This is a genomic window from Burkholderia sp. JKS000303, from assembly GCF_002563755.1.
In the GTDB taxonomy this organism is placed as follows: Bacteria; Pseudomonadota; Gammaproteobacteria; order Burkholderiales; family Burkholderiaceae; genus Burkholderia; species Burkholderia anthina_B.
Map to the genome: position 1 here is coordinate 133,043 of NZ_PDBZ01000003.1, position 15,587 is coordinate 148,629.

Below are 15,587 nucleotides of genomic sequence, written 5' to 3' on the forward strand. Positions count from 1 at the left end.
CATCCCGGTTGCCCTGATTCGCGGCCATCGGCCCCCACCACCCCGCACCCCTTCGTGCCGGGGTGCAGCGCGGCCAGCCTCGCGGCACCCGTCCGCACCCGGTGCTACGATCGCGCTTTGTCCTCCGGAGCGCTCATGAATCCGTTCGGCATCGTTTCCGAATCAGACACGCGGGCCGCGGCGCGCAAGCCGCCGTTCATCCCGTCGTTCGGCTTCGTCGAAGTTCATGAATCGCGGCCGATCGACGCGTCGCCGTCGCGCATCATCGACGCCGTGGCATCGCTCGACATGCGCGCCGATCCGGTGATCGACGCGCTGCTCGCCGTGCGCGAATCGCCGGCGGCCATCGTCCGCGCGCTGGGCCACCGCCCGGCCCCGGCCGAGCGCGCCCGCTTCGGCTTCGACACGTTCACGCTGCTGCATCGCGACGACACATCGCTGTCGCTGGGGCTCGTCGGACGCTTCTGGCGCCCGACGCCCGATGTACGGACGATCGACGACGCCGCGGCCTTCGTCCGGCACGACGATCCGCGCGATGCGAAGCTGGTGCTGCGGTTCGAGGTCGTCGGCCTGCCGTCCGGCACCCGGCTGCTGCGCACCGAAACCTTCGTGCACTGTCCGAGCATGCGCACACGCGTGCTGTTCACGCCGTACTGGCTCGCGATCCGGCTCGGGAGCGGCTGGATCCGTCGCCGCACGCTGGCTGCCGTCGAACTGGCGCTCGCCTGATCCGCGCGGTGCGGCGCCGGACGACAATGCGATACGTCGTATCGCAACATCCCGCGACAACGTCACGCACACGCTCGCGCCGTCGTTCGCAATCCTGACCGGTTTTCCGCCGGTCGTGGCGAAAACCTGCCGCGCGCCGCTCCGGCATTTTTGTTCCGCGCCCGGCGTCCGTCCCGCGACGCGCTACCCTATCGTTCTTCGCGCCGGCGCCCGGCCGCCGCGAGATCCGAATCCGATCGATGACCCGCATCCGAAACCAACTGAACATCACGCAGCTCCAGGCGTTCGTCTCCGCCGCGCATCACAAGAGCCTGCGCGCCGCCGCGCGCGAGCTCGGCGTCACGCAGCCCGCGATCACGCATACGATCCGCGAACTCGAAACCGCGCTGAACGCGGAACTGCTGGTGCGCAGCGTGCGCGGCGTCGAGTTGACCGCATGCGGCCATGCGCTGCTGCCGCGCGCGGAACAACTGCTCGGCGACATGCGCCGCACGGTCGAGGCCGTCGAGCAGGTGAAGGGAGAAATGTCGGGGCGCGTCGCGGTCGGCACGATGCCGTCGATCGCACTGACCGCGCTGCCGCATGCGGTGACGGCATTCCGCCGCTCGATGCCGAACGTGAGCCTGCATCTCGAGGAAGTGACGGTGCCCGACGCCCTCGCGCAACTGCGCAACGGCACGCTCGACATCGCTGCGATGCACCATGTGCCCGCGCTCGACCGCGATTTCACGCAGGTGCCGCTGCTGTCGACCGAATTCACCGTCGTGATGCGCGAAGGGCATCCGCTCGCGCACGCGCGCCGGTTAGAGGAATTGCTCGACGCCGAATGGATCGTCACGGTCGGCGCCGAACAGTTTCCGCACAGCGTGATGATCGCGATGTTCGAGGCCCGCGGGCTGCCGCTGCCGAAGCGCCTGCTGCGCTCGCCGATGTCGTTCGCGGTAACGCTCGGCCTCGTCGCGCACTCCGACGTGATCGGCTGCTTCACGCGCCCGCTGGCCGCGATGGTGGCGCCGCTCGGCATCCGAACGGCCGAGCTCGACGAAAGCATGCCGCGCTTCGACCTGTCGATCATCGCGCGGCGCGACCTGCTGCCGACGCCCGCTGTCTCGCAATTCGTCACGTGCCTGCAGCGCGCGGTCAACGAAACGCTCGGCTGAATCGTTCCTAGGTCTGAAACGGTCGCGTCGCTGTCCGCATGGCCGTCGGGTCCGGTATCGGGGCATGTCCTAGGCGCCCCGCCGGCATTTTGTCTTGATAATCTTGCGCACGTCGCGCGCCCGAATCGGGCAGGCGAAACGGACAGTCCGACGCGAAGCCGCGCCGGGCCGAAGGCTTACGGCGCGGCACAACCGCGCACCCATCGAACAAAACGAGGAGTCACCGAGTGAAAAAGATTCTTGCGGCTGTGACCGTTGCCGTGCTCGCCGTATCGGCCGGCAGCGCCTACGCGAAGGAATGGACGACCGTGCGCTTCGGCGTCGACGCAAGCTACCCGCCTTTCGAATCGAAAGACGCAAGCGGCAAGGTGGTCGGCTTCGACGTCGATCTGGGCAACGAAATCTGCCGCCGCATGCACGCGAAGTGCGTGTGGATCGAAAACGACTTCGACGGGATGATCCCGGCGCTGAAGGCCCGCAAGTTCGACGGCGTGCTGTCGTCGATGTCGATGACGCCGGCGCGTCAGGAACAGATCGCGTTCTCGGCGAAGCTGTTCAACACGCCGACGCGCCTCGTCACGAAGAAGGGCTCGGGCCTGCTGCCGACGGCCGACTCGCTGAAGGGCAAGTCGATCGGCGTCGAGCAGGGCACGATTCAGGAAACCTACGCGAAGACCTACTGGGCGCCGAAGGGCGTGAACGTCGTGCCTTACCAGAACCAGGACCAGGTCTACGCCGACCTGATCTCGGGCCGTCTGGACGGCGCGCTGCAGGACGCGGTGCAGGCTGAAATCGGCTTCCTGAAGACGCCGCGCGGCGCGACCTTCGACTTCGCCGGCAAGGATCTCGACGATCCGAAGACGCTCGGCGAAGGCGCCGGCATCGGCCTGCGCAAGGAAGACACCGACCTGAAGACGCAGATCGACGGCGCGATCGCCGGCATGCGCAAGGACGGCACGTACGACAAGATCGCGAAGAAGTACTTCGATTTCGACGTCTACGGCAAGTAATCGCGCGTAACAGCGCGCTTCGCATCCGCGCACACGGGCTCCGCAAGGAGCCCGTTTTTTTGCCTGCACGCGGCCCGACACGGCAAGGAATGCATGGCGGAGGCGCCGCCGCAGCGTTATTTTTTACGCGTCAACCTGATGATTCGCAAAGGAAAAGAGCGTGTTCCGAGGGCGGTTTGATAGGTTCGAGGAAGGCAACGTACAATCAATCTTCCACGCATACCGGATCACTCGCGGCTGCGCCGCACTCTCCTCATCATGCAAACGCAGACCCATCCGCTGATTTCCCCCGCCGTCGGCACCGAACGCCAGATCACGAGCTTCCACTACGGCCCGCGCGGCGGCAAGAAGGTCTACATCCAGTCGTCGCTGCACGCGGACGAACTGCCCGGCATGCTGGTCGCCGCGCTGCTGCGTCGCAAGATCGCCGCGCTCGAGACCGCCGGCAAGCTGCGTGGCGAAGTCGTCATCGTGCCCGTGCCGAACCCGATCGGCCTGTCGCAGCACGTGTTCGGCGACCACCTCGGCCGCTTCGATCTCGGCTCGATGCAGAACTTCAACCGCAATTTCTACGATCTCGCGGCGCTCGTGCTGCCGCGCATCGAAGGCCACCTGACGAACGACGCGCAGCGCAACGTCGCCGCGGTACGCGCCGCGATGCGCGACGCGCTCCACGAACAGATGCCGCGCACCGAGCTCGACTCGCAGCGTCTCGCGCTGCAAAAGCTGTCGTTCGATGCGGACATCGTGCTCGACCTGCATTGCGACAGCGACGCGGTGCTGCACCTCTACACGAACCCCGACCTGTGGGCAGACGTCGAGCCGCTCGCGCGCTATCTCGACTCGCAGGCCTCGCTGCTCGCGCTGAATTCGGTCGGCAATCCGTTCGACGAGATCCACAGCTTCTGCTGGTCGGACCTGCGCAACCGCTTCGGCGACCGCTTCCCGATCCCGAACGGCGCGATTTCCGTCACGGTGGAGCTGCGCAGCGAGCGCGACGTGTCGTACGAACTCGCGGAGAAAGATGCGCAAGGGATCGTCGAATACCTGACCGAGCGCGGCGTCATCGACGGTACGCCCGCACCGCTGCCGCCGCTCGCGTATCCGGCCACGCCGCTCGCGGGCACCGATCCGCTCGTCGCGCCGGTGTCCGGCGTGATCGTGTTCCGCACGCCGGTCGGCGCGTGGATCGAGGCCGGCCAGGAAGTGGCCGACATCGTCGATCCACTGACCGATCGCGTGATCACGCTGAAGAGCAGCGTGTCCGGCGTGCTGTACGCGCGCCAGATCGTGCGTTTCGCGACGGCCGGCATGGAAGTCGCGCGCATCGCGGGCGCCACGCCGATCCGCACCGGGTCGCTGCTGTCGGCCTGAGTGGGCCAAGCAGCCTGAACCGCCTGCTCGCGCGCCGCGCAACGGCGCGCATCAACGAAATCGCCCGCTTGCGCGGGCGATTGGCTTTTCTGCTTCAAGGCATGCCCGGCTGCGGCGCCGGGCAGCGGCGTGCGTCGACGCTCAGAACGCCGGCACGATCGCGCCGCCGAACTTCTGGTCGATGAACTTGCGCACGTCGTCCGATTCATAGGCCGCAACCAGCTTCTTCACCCACGGCTTGTCCTTGTCCTGCGCGCGCACCGCGATCAGGTTCGCGTACGGCCCGCGCAGGTCCTCGATCGCGATCGCATCCTTTACCGGCGTGAGCCCCGCCTTCACCGCATAATCGGTGTTGATCGACGCGACGTCGAGGTCGGGCAGCGCGCGCGGCAGTTGCGCGGCGTCGAGTTCGACGATCTTGATCTTCTTCGGGTTCTCGGCGACATCGAGCGGCGTCGCGTTCACGCCGTTCGTGCCGGCGCCCGCCTTCAGCTTGATCACCCCGTATTTCTGCAACAGCAGCAGCGCGCGGTTGCCGTTCGACGGATCGTTCTGAATCCCGACCTTCGCGCCGACCGGCAAATCCTTCAGCGACTTGAGCTTCTTCGAATAAAAGCCCATCGGCGCCGTGTAGGTCAGCCCGACGTTGACGATCTTGTAGCCGCGCTGCTTGATCTGGCTGTCGAGAAACGGCTGGTGCTGGAAGCCGTTCGCATCGAGGTCGCCCGCATCGAGCGCCGCGTTCGGCTGCACGTAGTCGTTGAACTCGATGACCTTGATCGCGAGGCCTTCGCGCGCGGCGACCTTCGTCACCTCGGTCCAGATCTGCGCATCGGGGCCGCTCATCGTGCCGATCTTCAGCGTCTGCGGGTCGGCGTGCGCGCCGGGCGCCGCAAAGGCCAGCGCCGCGGCAAGCGCGCCGAGGCCGGTCAGGATCGAACGTCGCATGGTGTTCCTCTTGTCCCGTGTCGTTGTTGAACGCGCATCGTGGCACGGGGCCGGAACGGCACCAACCAAGCTTATGTCATGTGCATATTCCCGCGCCCGATCGACGCTCAGGCGGAATCGGTATAACTCCCCGCTGTACAAGCAGGCAGAATCCACTGTCGCATCGGCACCACACATTCGTCATATGACAAACGCTGTCACATTCATTACGTGGCCCGCCGATAAAGTTGCGACCGGTCCGTGAAAGCGCCCATAGAGAGCGCCGGAACCGCAACTGGACACGCCATTTATTCGCTCGGAGAATCCTTTGAACAAGAAACTGTTGACCCTCGCCGCCCTCGCAGCAACGACTGGTGTGGCGCACGCACAAAGCAGCGTCACCCTGTACGGCGTGATCGATGCCGGTATCAGCTACGTGAACCACAGCAAGACCGCCAACGGCGGTAGCGGCAAGCTGTTCAAGTACGACGACGGCGTGGCCCAAGGCAGCCGTTGGGGCCTGCGCGGCACCGAAGACCTCGGTGGCGGCCTGAAGGCGATCTTCGTGCTCGAAAACGGCTTCAACAGCGGCAACGGCACGCTCGGCCAAGGCAACTCGATCTTCGGTCGCCAGGCTTATGTCGGCCTGAGCCAGGCGCAATACGGTACGGTAACGCTCGGCCGTCAATACTCGTTCTCGACCGACATCCTCGGTTCGAACTACTCGACGGGTGGCAACACGGTCGCCGGCAACTACGCGTACCACGTGAACGACGTCGACCAGCTCACGTCGAGCCGCATCAGCAACGCAGTGAAGTTCCAGAGCGCGAACTACGCCGGCTTCACGTTCGGCGCGTTGTACGGCTTCTCGAACTCGACCGACTTCGCAGGCGCACCGTCGACGACGACGGGCACCACGACGACGGCCGGTTCGTCGCGTGCATACAGCTTCGGCCTGAACTACGCGAACGGCCCGTTCGCCCTCGGCGCCGCCTACACGGACATCCGCTTCCCGAGCCAGGCTTCGCCGACGGCGTTCTCGACGACGATCGCGAACATCAGCACGGGCAACATCCGCGACCTGCGCACGTACGGCGTCGGTGGCCGCTACATCTTCGGCCCGGCAACGGCATGGGCGCTGTGGACGCGCACGCAGTTCACCCCGGTCGCTGCAGGCGCATCGGGCACGTTCTACAACGCATACGAAGCAGGCCTGAAGTATGCGATCACGCCGGCCCTGTCGGCAGCAGTCGGCTACACGTACACGAACGCAACGCAAAGCGGCAACTCGGCGCACTGGAACCAGGGCAACGTGGCGCTGGACTACGCGCTCAGCAAGCGTACGGACGTGTATGCGCTGGTCGTCGGTCAGAAGGCATCGGGCAACAACGTGCAAGCTCAGATCGGTTCGAGCACGAGCTACTTCAGCACGTCGGGCAACGGTTCGACGAACCAGATCGCCGCTCGCGTCGGTATCCGTCACAAGTTCTAAAGCATCCGCTTAATTTATCCGCTTGACACGCGGATCACGACGGCAAGAAGCGCCCCGCTCCACGCGGGGCGCTTTTTTATGGGCTTTTAAGTTTCGCTTAATTCTGGGCTGAGAGGATGCTCTCACCCCCCCTGTTGGCCGCCTGAACATCGGCGGCTTTTTTTTTGAGACCCACTACGGCACCGCCATCAACTGCCCACAAGACAGGATCGGAGGCCATGATGATCGAAGATACCGTTTTCAGCCATCTGCACGCGATGTTGACGCGCCAGCATTCGCTTCCCGTTCAGAGCTGCCGCGTGTCGGTGGCCATGCAGCGCCCGTGGGGCCGCCCGTACCGGCTCGTCGAATGGACGATGCATCTCGACGCACCCGCACGACGCCAGATCGTACCGGCCGAGTCGACCGACGAAGAGATCGCCGAAGTCGTCGCATCGCACGTGCCGGGCCGCCTGTACGGCGACGGCAGGCTGCAGTTCTGACGCCCCTTCCATTGCACCCGTCATCCGCATGCCGGCAGCGCCACCCATGTCATGCGGCACTCGGCCTCGTTTGATGCAGCAACGAAGTCTGCTACGCTTCGCGTTTTCGTCCACGCAACATACGATGGAAAACGCATTCAATGAACGCGGCGTGATGGTCACGCGCAACGGCCTGTCGGCCGCGGGCCAGTCCTTCCCGCTGCGCGACATCCGCAACGTCGACGTCGTCAAGATCCCGAAGAATCGTCTCGTACCGTCGCTGATCTCGCTGATCGGCGCGGCCACCGCCATCGCCGGCGGTATCGGCGCATCGAGCGCGGCGCTCGTCGTCGGCGTGATGCTCGTCGTCGTCGGCTATCTCGCCTGGGCCACGCAGGACATCACGTACCGGCTGATGGTCGAGATGCCCGACGGCAAGCGCGAAGCGCTGTCGAGCGCCGACGCCGAGTTCGTCGAACGCGTCGCGCAGGTCGTGCGCGATGCACGGGCGGCGACGGCCGCCGGCTGATTTCCGCTGCGCGCGGCGAGCACCTACTATGAAGTGAGCGGCACGCCGCCGCATCGTTCGAGGAGGTCGGCATGAACCCCCAATCGTTGTCCGGCATGCTGCGCGCACAGGAACTGCTGCTCGTCTCGATGATCCGCTCGCTGCCTCCCGACGCGCGCACCGCACTCGTCGACCTCTACGCGGAACAGCTCGCGTTCGCCGAACAGGCCGGCTTCGAAGGCCACGGCGATCGTGCGACGCACGACGCGTTCATCGCGCATGCGCGCAACCTGCTGATCCGCATCGAATCGCTGGCCTAAGGCTTCTCCCGCTTTTTCCCCGCGCGGCGCGTCCGCCCCGCGCACGACGGCGCTCGCCCGCACGCATCGCCGTTCTTTCTTGTATTGATAATAATTCTCATTTACACTGACAAAATTGTCAGTTGCCTTTCAATTCGCCGTTTGCCGCCTGTCGCGCGCAAACGGGCCAGCCAGGTGGACGCGTCACCCAGCCAGCCTTCGGGCTTGTTATCGTCAATGGGAGACCACCTGTGCATTGCTATCCGCTGGCACGGCAACCGATCTGTGCCGCACTGTTCGGCGCGTTCGGCCTGTCCGCCGCCCCGGCTCACGCCGATTCGTCGCCGCAAGGCGCCAACCCGCCACCTGCCGTCCTGACCACCACCGCCGCGTCCACGCGCGGCGATGCGGCGCTGCTCGACCCCGTCACCGTCACGGCCACCCGCACCGCCACCGCCGCGAGCCGCACGGCCGCGTCCGTGTCGGTGATCACCGACGACGAGCTCGACGAGCAGCAGGCCACCAACATCAAGGACGCGCTGCGCTACGAGCCGGGCGTCACGGTGCGCCGCACCGCGTATCGCCCGGGCAGCGCCGCGCTCGGCGGCGGCCGCGACGGCGATTCGAGCATCAACATCCGCGGCCTCGAAGGCAATCGCGTGCTGCTGATGGAAGACGGCATCCGCCTGCCGAACGCGTTCTCGTTCGGGCCGCTCGAAGCCGGCCGCGGCGACTACGCGGATCTCGACATGCTCAAACGCATCGAGATCCTGCGCGGGCCGGCCTCGGCGCTGTACGGCAGCGACGGGCTGACCGGCGCCGTGAACTTCATCACGAAGGATCCGCGCGACCTGCTGTCGATCTACGGCAAGCCCTCGTACTTCTCGTTCCGGCCGAGCTACGACTCGACCGATCGCAGCATTGGCGCGACGGTGTCGGCCGCCGGCGGCAACGACCGCGTGCAGGGGATGATCATCGCCGACGGCCGGCGCGGTCACGAAGTCGACACGCGCGGCGACAACAACTCGGCGAGCACGCTGCGCACGACGTCGAACCCTCAGGACGTCTATTCGGAATCGCTGCTCGGCAAGCTCGTGCTGACGCCCACCGCGCGCGACACGATCAGGTTCACCGCCGAAACCGTGCAGCGGCGCGTGAGCACCGACGTGCTGTCGGCGATCAACCCGCCCGGCACGCTCGGCCTCACGACGCACGACCGGCTCGAGCGCAACCGCTTCAGCGTCGACTACGACTTTCGCGACGATACGTTCCGCTGGTTCCAGAACGCGCACGTGCAGTTCTACTACCAGGACGCGAAGCAGGATCAATATGCGTTCGAGACGCGCGGCACGCAGCCGTCGCGCTCGCGCGACAACCAGTACAAGGAGCGCACGTTCGGCGGCTCCGCGTTCGCCGAAAGCGGCTTCTCGACCGGCCCGCTCGCCCACAAGCTGCTGTATGGCGTCGACGGCAGCCTGTCGCGCGTGACGAACCTGCGCGACGGCACCGTGCCCGGCGTCGGCGAAGCCTTCCCGAACAAGGCGTTTCCCGATACCGACTACACGCTGTTCGGCGCGTTCGTGCAGGACCAGATCGGCTATGGCCGGCTGCTCGTCACGCCGGGGCTGCGCTTCGACACGTACCGGCTGAGCCCGACGCAGAACGATCCGCTGTTTACCGGCACGGCGGTATCGACGAGCGCGAACGAAGTGTCGCCGCGCGTCGCCGTGCTGTACGAGATCACGCCCGCACTGATTCCCTATGCGCAATATGCGCACGGCTTCCGCGCACCGACGCCCGACCAGGTGAACAGCAGCTTCTCGAACCCGGTGTACGGCTACACGTCGATCGGCAATCCGAACCTGAAGCCCGAAACCAGCGACACGTTCGAAGCGGGGCTGCGCGGCAAGGCCGGCACCGGCTACGGCGTCGTGCGCTACAGCGCGGCCGCGTTCACCGGTCGTTACCGCAACTTCATCTCGCGCACGACGATCGCGGGCAGCGGCCGCCCGAGCGACCCGTTCGTGTTCCAGTACGTGAACTTCGCCGATGCGCGCATTCACGGCCTCGAAGGCCGCGCCGAATGGATCATGCCGAACGGCATCACGCTGAAGACGGCGATGGCGTTCACGAAGGGTTCGACGCAGAACGACGGCGCGGCGAGCCAGCCGCTGAACACGATCAATCCGTTCTCGGCGGTGTTCGGCGTGCGCTACGAGCCGGGCGAGCGCTGGTTCGTGCAGACCGACCTGCTGTTCCAGGCCGCGAAGCGCGACAAGGACATCGACACGTCCGACTGCTCGAACAAGGCGTGCTTCGCGCCGCCGTCGTCGTTCGTCGTCGACCTGCGCGGCGGCTACCGCTTCAACAAGCACGTGAGCGCGACGATCGGCATCCGCAACCTGTTCGACCGCAAATACTGGAACTGGTCGGACGTGCGCGGCATCGCCGACGATTCGAAGGTGCTCGATGCGTACACGTCGCCCGGGCGCACCGTCGCCGTCAGCATGAAAGTCGATTTCTGATGCGCGCCACCGCGCGCTGCTACCCAACCGCTACTTGAAGGAGTCCGACATGATGCATTCCGCCCTTCCCGGTCAACCCGTTACGGCGACGCGTGCGCCCGCCGCGTTGCGCGACGCGTTCGTCAAGCTCAAGGCCGAGCGCCAGCTGCGCAACCGCGACGTCGCGCAGGCGCTCGGCGTCAGCGAAGGCGAGGCGCTCGCCGCGTTCGTCGGCGAACACGTGGTGCGGCTCGACGCGCGCTTTCCGGCGATGTTCGAGGAAATGCCGCGCCTCGGCCGCGTGATGGCGCTCACGCGCAACGACACGGCCGTCCACGAGAAAGACGGCGAATACGCGCAGATGAGCCACGACGGGCCGGTCGGCCTCGCGCTCGGCGACATCGACCTGCGCATCTTCTATCGCCACTGGGCGTCCGCGTTCGCGGTGCACGACGAAACCACCCACGGCCCGCTGAAGAGCCTGCAGTTCTTCGATGCGCAAGGCCATGCGATCCACAAGGTGTACCTGCGCACGCACAGCGATCACGCGGCGTACGACGCATTCGTCGAACGCTGGCGCGCGGCATCGCAACAGCCGGGGCTCGACGTCGCGCCCGCCGCGCCGAAGACGCCCGAGCGCGCCGACACCGACATCGACGTCGCGGGCTTTCGCGCCGCGTGGGACGCGATGACCGACACGCACCAGTTCTTCGGCATCACGCAGCGCTTCGGCGTGAGCCGCATGCAGGCGCTGCGCCTCGCCGATCCGCAGTATGCGTACCCGGTCGAGACCGCGCATGCGCTGCGCCACGTGCTCGAACGCGCCGCGCAGAGCGGCCAGCCGATCATGGTGTTCGTCGGCAACGCGGGCATGATCCAGATCCACACGGGCCCCGTCGCGAACGTGCGCGAGGTCGGGGCGTGGATCAACGTGCTCGATCCGGGCTTCAACCTGCACGTGCGCGAGGACATGATCGCCGCCGCGTGGGTCGTGAAAAAGCCGACGAGCGACGGCCTCGTCACGTCGCTCGAACTCTTCGATCGCCAGGGCGACCATGTCGCGCTGCTGTTCGGCGAACGCAAGCCCGGCCGGGTCGAGCGCGACGACTGGCGCGCACTCGTCGCGACGCTGCCGGCGGCTGCACACGGAGAGGCTCGGTGAGCGCTCGATCGTTCGATGCCCGGCGCCGCATCGTACTCGCGAGCGCGGCTGCCGGCGCGCTCGCGGGCGTACTGCCCGGCCGCGCTTCGGCGCAGGCCACGCCGAAGCGTGTGGTCGTGATCGGCGGCGCGATTGCGGAAACCGCGTTCGCGCTCGGCGGCGCCGATGCGCGCGGCTACCGGCTCGTCGGTGCGGACACCACCTGCACCTACCCGGATGCCGCGAAACGCCTGCCGAAGGTCGGCTACCAGCGCGCGCTGTCGGCCGAGGGGCTGCTGTCGCTGCGGCCCGATCTCGTGCTCGCGTCAGCGGAAGCCGGCCCGCCCGCCGCGATCGCACAGGTAAAAAGCGCCGGCGTCGCGGTGACGACGTTCGACGAGCGCCACGACGTCGACTCGGTACGCGCGAAGATCACCGGCGTCGCGCAGGCGCTCGACGTGCGCGACGCCGGCGCCGCGCTGCTGCAACGCTTCGATCGCGACTGGCAGGCCACGCACGATGCGGTCGCCGCGCACGTGCCCGGCGGCGCGCAGCCGCCGCGCGTGCTGTTCGTGCTGAACCACACCGGCAACCAGGCGCTCGTCGCCGGCCAGCGCACGGCCGCCGACGCGATGATCCGCTATGCGGGCGCGCGCAACGCGATGCAGGGCTTCGATCACTACAAGCCGCTGACGACCGAAGCGCTCGCCGCCGCGGCACCGGACGTCGTGCTGATCTCCGACGAAGGGCTCGCTGCCGTCGGCGGGCGCGCCGCGCTGCTCGCCGCGCCCGGCTTCGGCGCGACGCCGGCCGGCCGCGCGCAGCGCGTCGTGTCGCTCGACGCGCTGTTCCTGCTCGGCTTCGGCCCGCGCCTGCCGCTCGCCGTCACGACCCTGCACCGACACCTGTCGGATGCGCTCGCCTGATTCCGGATCGTCCCGATGCCTGCTCATGCTTCGCCCTTCTCCGCGTCGTCGCCCCCGTCGGGCGCCACCCTCGGCGCCGCGCGCGTCGGCACGTCGCGCCGCGTTGCGCCGTTCGCGCTGACCGCGCTCGCCATCCTCGTGTGCGCGATGTCCATCGTCGCGCTGTGCGTCGGCGCCTACCGCATTCCGTTCGCCGAAGCGTGGGCCGCGCTGAGCGGCGACCCGGCCGCGCAGCAGGCGCGCGCGGTGCTGTTCGACATCCGCGCGCCGCGCGTCGTGCTCGCGCTGCTGGTCGGCGGCGGCTTCGGCGCGGCCGGCGCCGCGATGCAGGCGCTGTTCCGCAATCCGCTCGCGGACCCGGGGCTCGTCGGCGTGTCGAGCGGTGCGGCGCTCGGCGCGACGACGACGATCGTGCTCGGCCCCGCGCTGTTCGCCGCGCACGTGAGCGCGGCCGTGCTGCCCGTCGCCGCCTTCGCGGGCGCGCTCGCGGTCGCGGCGCTCGTCTACCGGCTCGCCGCGTCGCGCGGCCGGCTCGCGCTGCCGCTGCTGCTGCTCGCGGGTATCGCGATCAACGCGCTGGTCGGCGCGGCGATCGGGCTGCTCACGTTCGTCGCCGACGACGCGCAGTTGCGTTCGCTGACCTTCTGGAGCCTCGGCAGCCTCGGCGGCGCGCAATGGTCGGCGCTGGCGGCCGTCGCGCCATGCGTCGCGATCGGCTGCGTGCTGCTCGCGCGCGACCGCGACGCGCTGAACGCGTTGCAGCTCGGCGAAACCGAGGCCTTGCATCTCGGCGTGCCCGTGCAGCGGCTGAAGCGGCGCGTGCTCGTCGCGGTCGCGCTCGCCGTCGGCGCGCTCGTGTCGTGCGCGGGCATCATCGGTTTCATCGGCCTCGTCGCGCCGCACTGCGTGCGTCTCGCATGCGGCCCCGACCAGCGCGTCGTGCTGCCCGGCGCCGCGCTGCTCGGCGCGCTGCTGACGCTTGCCGCCGATCTCGCCGCCCGCACGGTGGCCGCCCCCGCCGAGATTCCGCTCGGCGTGCTGACTGCACTGCTCGGCGCGCCGTTCTTTCTCGCGCTGCTGTGGAAAAGCCGCGGCGCACTTGGCGGTTGAACCCTTCATTCACGAATCATGCTGACCGCCCATCATCTCGACGTCGCCCGCCGGCACACCGCGGTGCTCCGCAACCTGTCGCTGTCGATCGAACCCGGCCGCGTGACCGCGCTGCTCGGCCGCAACGGCGCGGGCAAGAGCACGCTGCTGAAAACCTTCGCGGGAGAACTGACCGGCAGCATCGCGCCGAACGGCGTGCGCGTGACCGGCGACATCACGCTGAACGGCGAACCGCTCGCACGCATCGACGCGCCGCGGCTCGCGCGCCTGCGCGCCGTGCTGCCGCAGGCCGCGCAGCCGGCGTTTCCGTTCAGCGTCGACGAAATCGTGCTGCTCGGCCGCTATCCGCATGCGCGGCGCAGCGGGGCAACCTCGCACCGCGATCGCGACATCGCGTGGCATGCGCTCGAACGCGCGGGCGCCGACGCGCTCGTCGGCCGCGACGTGACGACGCTGTCGGGCGGCGAACTTGCACGCGTGCAGTTCGCGCGCGTGCTCGCGCAGCTGTGGCCGGACGACGACGCGCCGGACACCGCGCCGCGCTACCTGCTGCTCGACGAGCCGACCGCCGCACTGGATCTCGCGCATCAGCACCGGCTGCTCGATACCGTGCGCGAGGTCGCGCGCGAATGGCAGCTCGGCGTGCTCGCGATCGTGCACGATCCGAACCTCGCCGCGCGGCATGCAGATACGATCGCAATGCTCGCCGACGGCACGATCATCGCGCATGGCACGCCGCGCGACGTGATGACGCCCGCCCACATCGCGCGATGCTACGGCTTCGCGGTGAAGAGGGTGGATACCGGCGACGGATCGCCGCCGGTCATGGTGCCGGCGTGACGCCGTTGCGTGAACCGGCTGCGTGCCGTGCAGCCGGCATCGTCATTCGCTTATCGCCTTCCAGGAGACATACGTGCCGCTTCCGCTGACCCGCATCATCCTGTACGTGCAGAACGTCGCATTGCTGAAGGCGTTCTATCAGCAGTATTTCGGTCTTCCTGTCATCGAGGCAATCGACGACGAATGGGCCGTGCTCGACGCCGGCGCGATCGAGCTTGCGCTGCATCTGGCCGGCCCGGCGTTTCGCCACGCGGCCACGACGCCCGCGCGCGCCGATGCGAACAACGTGAAGCTCGTCTTCTCGATCGACACGGACATCGACGCGCATCGCGAACGCTTCGTCCGCGATCGCGTGACGGTGCGCGCGCTCAAGCGCTACGACGGGTTCGCGTACCGGATGTACGACGGCGTCGATCCGGAAGGGAATGTCTTCCAGGTGGTGCAGCCGGACTGAATGCGGGCGCGACGGCGGATCCGTCGCACCCGCCCGCTCAATGCTCGAGATCCGCGACGCCGAACGTCCGCATCTTCCAGCCGAGCCGCACCGCGAGCATCCGCATCGCGAAGCCCGCCGCCAGCGCGACCACCGTCGCGACACCCGCGTCGATGCCGACGTGCTGCATCCCGACGTACAGCGCACCGGTGAAGAATGCGACGCTCGCGTACAGCTCCTCGCGCAGGATCAGCGGCATCTCGTTGCACAGCAGGTCGCGCAGCATCCCGCCGCACACCCCGGTGATCGCACCGGCGAGCACGACGATGATCGGCGCGGTGCCGGTCGACGCGCCGATGTCGCAACCGATGATCGTGAAGGCCGCAAGGCCGATCGCGTCGACGGTGACGAACAGCGTCTTCATCCGCGCAACGTGCCGCGCGGCCCACGACGCGACGGTTGCCGCGGCGAGCGTGATCATCAGGTACTCGGGATGGGCGATCCAGCCGAGCGGATAGTGGCCGAGCAGCACGTCGCGCACGGTGCCGCCGCCGAGCGCGGTCACCGCGCCCACCAGCGCGAGCCCGAAGCGGTCCATCCCGCGCCGCATCCCCATCAGCGCGCCCGACATCGCTTCCGCGACGATCGCAATCAGATAAAGCGTATGCATCGT

The 15,587-nt window shown here is 67.8% G+C and carries 16 protein-coding genes; 14 read left to right on the forward strand and 2 right to left on the reverse strand.

Going from position 1 to position 15,587, the window contains the following annotated elements; translation table 11 throughout:
- The first annotated feature begins 135 nt into the window (after positions 1 to 135).
- From BX604_RS28445 to BX604_RS28460, 4 genes are all read left to right on the forward strand, one after another.
- Positions 136 to 729 (forward strand): hypothetical protein, encoded by a 594-nt coding sequence (locus BX604_RS28445; RefSeq protein WP_098554191.1) that lies wholly within the window; start codon positions 136 to 138, stop codon positions 727 to 729.
- Positions 730 to 968: 239 nt separating this feature from the next.
- Complete coding sequence (locus tag BX604_RS28450; protein WP_175778602.1) at positions 969 to 1,889, forward strand: LysR substrate-binding domain-containing protein; 921 nt, start codon at positions 969 to 971, stop codon at positions 1,887 to 1,889.
- Between the two features lie 227 nt (positions 1,890 to 2,116).
- Complete coding sequence (locus BX604_RS28455; RefSeq protein ID WP_098554192.1) at positions 2,117 to 2,899, forward strand: ABC transporter substrate-binding protein; 783 nt, start codon at positions 2,117 to 2,119, stop codon at positions 2,897 to 2,899.
- A 258-nt stretch (positions 2,900 to 3,157) separates the two neighbouring features.
- Positions 3,158 to 4,273 carry a succinylglutamate desuccinylase/aspartoacylase family protein gene (locus tag BX604_RS28460; protein WP_098554193.1) on the forward strand — a complete coding sequence of 372 codons (1,116 nt, stop codon included), beginning with the start codon at positions 3,158 to 3,160 and terminating at the stop codon, positions 4,271 to 4,273.
- A gap of 141 nt (positions 4,274 to 4,414) precedes the next feature.
- Here BX604_RS28460 and BX604_RS28465 read toward each other — a convergent pair whose 3' ends face one another.
- On the reverse strand, positions 4,415 to 5,221 hold the full coding sequence (locus tag BX604_RS28465) for a MetQ/NlpA family ABC transporter substrate-binding protein (RefSeq protein ID WP_098554194.1): 807 nt from the start codon (positions 5,219 to 5,221) through the stop codon (positions 4,415 to 4,417).
- A 307-nt stretch (positions 5,222 to 5,528) separates the two neighbouring features.
- On the opposite strand from BX604_RS28465, the gene BX604_RS28470 reads away from it, so the two are divergent.
- The 10 genes from BX604_RS28470 to BX604_RS28515 all read left to right on the forward strand — a co-directional run bounded on the left by BX604_RS28470 (position 5,529) and on the right by BX604_RS28515 (position 14,935).
- Positions 5,529 to 6,692: a porin gene (locus BX604_RS28470; RefSeq protein ID WP_098554195.1), complete on the forward strand. Its 1,164-nt coding sequence runs from the start codon at positions 5,529 to 5,531 to the stop codon at positions 6,690 to 6,692.
- A gap of 221 nt (positions 6,693 to 6,913) precedes the next feature.
- Positions 6,914 to 7,174, forward strand: a complete 261-nt coding sequence (locus BX604_RS28475) for a DUF2866 domain-containing protein (RefSeq protein ID WP_098555043.1) — start codon at positions 6,914 to 6,916, stop codon at positions 7,172 to 7,174.
- Positions 7,175 to 7,298: 124 nt separating this feature from the next.
- On the forward strand, positions 7,299 to 7,682 hold the full coding sequence (locus BX604_RS28480) for a DUF6232 family protein (protein WP_098554196.1): 384 nt from the start codon (positions 7,299 to 7,301) through the stop codon (positions 7,680 to 7,682).
- A 71-nt stretch (positions 7,683 to 7,753) separates the two neighbouring features.
- Positions 7,754 to 7,981, forward strand: coding sequence for a hypothetical protein (locus tag BX604_RS28485; RefSeq protein WP_098554197.1), 228 nt, complete (start codon positions 7,754 to 7,756; stop codon positions 7,979 to 7,981).
- A gap of 230 nt (positions 7,982 to 8,211) precedes the next feature.
- On the forward strand, positions 8,212 to 10,485 hold the full coding sequence (locus BX604_RS28490; RefSeq protein ID WP_098554198.1) for a TonB-dependent hemoglobin/transferrin/lactoferrin family receptor: 2,274 nt from the start codon (positions 8,212 to 8,214) through the stop codon (positions 10,483 to 10,485).
- A gap of 49 nt (positions 10,486 to 10,534) precedes the next feature.
- Positions 10,535 to 11,626 (forward strand): hemin-degrading factor, encoded by a 1,092-nt coding sequence (locus BX604_RS28495; protein ID WP_098554199.1) that lies wholly within the window; start codon positions 10,535 to 10,537, stop codon positions 11,624 to 11,626.
- Positions 11,623 to 12,531 carry a heme/hemin ABC transporter substrate-binding protein gene (locus tag BX604_RS28500; protein ID WP_098554200.1) on the forward strand — a complete coding sequence of 303 codons (909 nt, stop codon included), beginning with the start codon at positions 11,623 to 11,625 and terminating at the stop codon, positions 12,529 to 12,531. The genes BX604_RS28495 and BX604_RS28500 overlap by 4 nt, the downstream gene beginning before the upstream one ends.
- A 15-nt stretch (positions 12,532 to 12,546) precedes the next feature.
- The gene (locus tag BX604_RS28505) at positions 12,547 to 13,641 is read left to right on the forward strand and encodes a FecCD family ABC transporter permease (RefSeq protein ID WP_098554201.1); all 1,095 of its coding nucleotides are present in this window, start codon (positions 12,547 to 12,549) and stop codon (positions 13,639 to 13,641) included.
- Between the two features lie 18 nt (positions 13,642 to 13,659).
- A complete protein-coding gene (locus BX604_RS28510) occupies positions 13,660 to 14,481 on the forward strand; it encodes a heme ABC transporter ATP-binding protein (RefSeq protein ID WP_098554202.1) in 822 nt (273 codons plus the stop codon).
- A gap of 73 nt (positions 14,482 to 14,554) precedes the next feature.
- Positions 14,555 to 14,935 (forward strand): VOC family protein, encoded by a 381-nt coding sequence (locus tag BX604_RS28515; protein WP_098554203.1) that lies wholly within the window; start codon positions 14,555 to 14,557, stop codon positions 14,933 to 14,935.
- Between the two features lie 37 nt (positions 14,936 to 14,972).
- Here BX604_RS28515 and BX604_RS28520 read toward each other — a convergent pair whose 3' ends face one another.
- Positions 14,973 to 15,584, reverse strand: coding sequence for a trimeric intracellular cation channel family protein (locus BX604_RS28520; protein WP_098554204.1), 612 nt, complete (start codon positions 15,582 to 15,584; stop codon positions 14,973 to 14,975).
- Positions 15,585 to 15,587: the final 3 nt, after the last annotated feature.

Coding starts and splice junctions, on each gene's coding strand:
- BX604_RS28445 (WP_098554191.1), top strand. CDS start 136: ATGAATCCGTTCGGCATCGTTTCCGAATCAGACACGCGGGCCGCGGCG.
- BX604_RS28450 (WP_175778602.1), top strand. CDS start 969: ATGACCCGCATCCGAAACCAACTGAACATCACGCAGCTCCAGGCGTTC.
- BX604_RS28460 (WP_098554193.1), top strand. CDS start 3,158: ATGCAAACGCAGACCCATCCGCTGATTTCCCCCGCCGTCGGCACCGAA.
- BX604_RS28465 (WP_098554194.1), bottom strand. CDS start 5,221: ATGCGACGTTCGATCCTGACCGGCCTCGGCGCGCTTGCCGCGGCGCTG.
- BX604_RS28475 (WP_098555043.1), top strand. CDS start 6,914: ATGATCGAAGATACCGTTTTCAGCCATCTGCACGCGATGTTGACGCGC.
- BX604_RS28480 (WP_098554196.1), top strand. CDS start 7,299: ATGGAAAACGCATTCAATGAACGCGGCGTGATGGTCACGCGCAACGGC.
- BX604_RS28485 (WP_098554197.1), top strand. CDS start 7,754: ATGAACCCCCAATCGTTGTCCGGCATGCTGCGCGCACAGGAACTGCTG.
- BX604_RS28495 (WP_098554199.1), top strand. CDS start 10,535: ATGATGCATTCCGCCCTTCCCGGTCAACCCGTTACGGCGACGCGTGCG.
- BX604_RS28505 (WP_098554201.1), top strand. CDS start 12,547: ATGCCTGCTCATGCTTCGCCCTTCTCCGCGTCGTCGCCCCCGTCGGGC.
- BX604_RS28510 (WP_098554202.1), top strand. CDS start 13,660: ATGCTGACCGCCCATCATCTCGACGTCGCCCGCCGGCACACCGCGGTG.
- BX604_RS28520 (WP_098554204.1), bottom strand. CDS start 15,584: ATGCATACGCTTTATCTGATTGCGATCGTCGCGGAAGCGATGTCGGGC.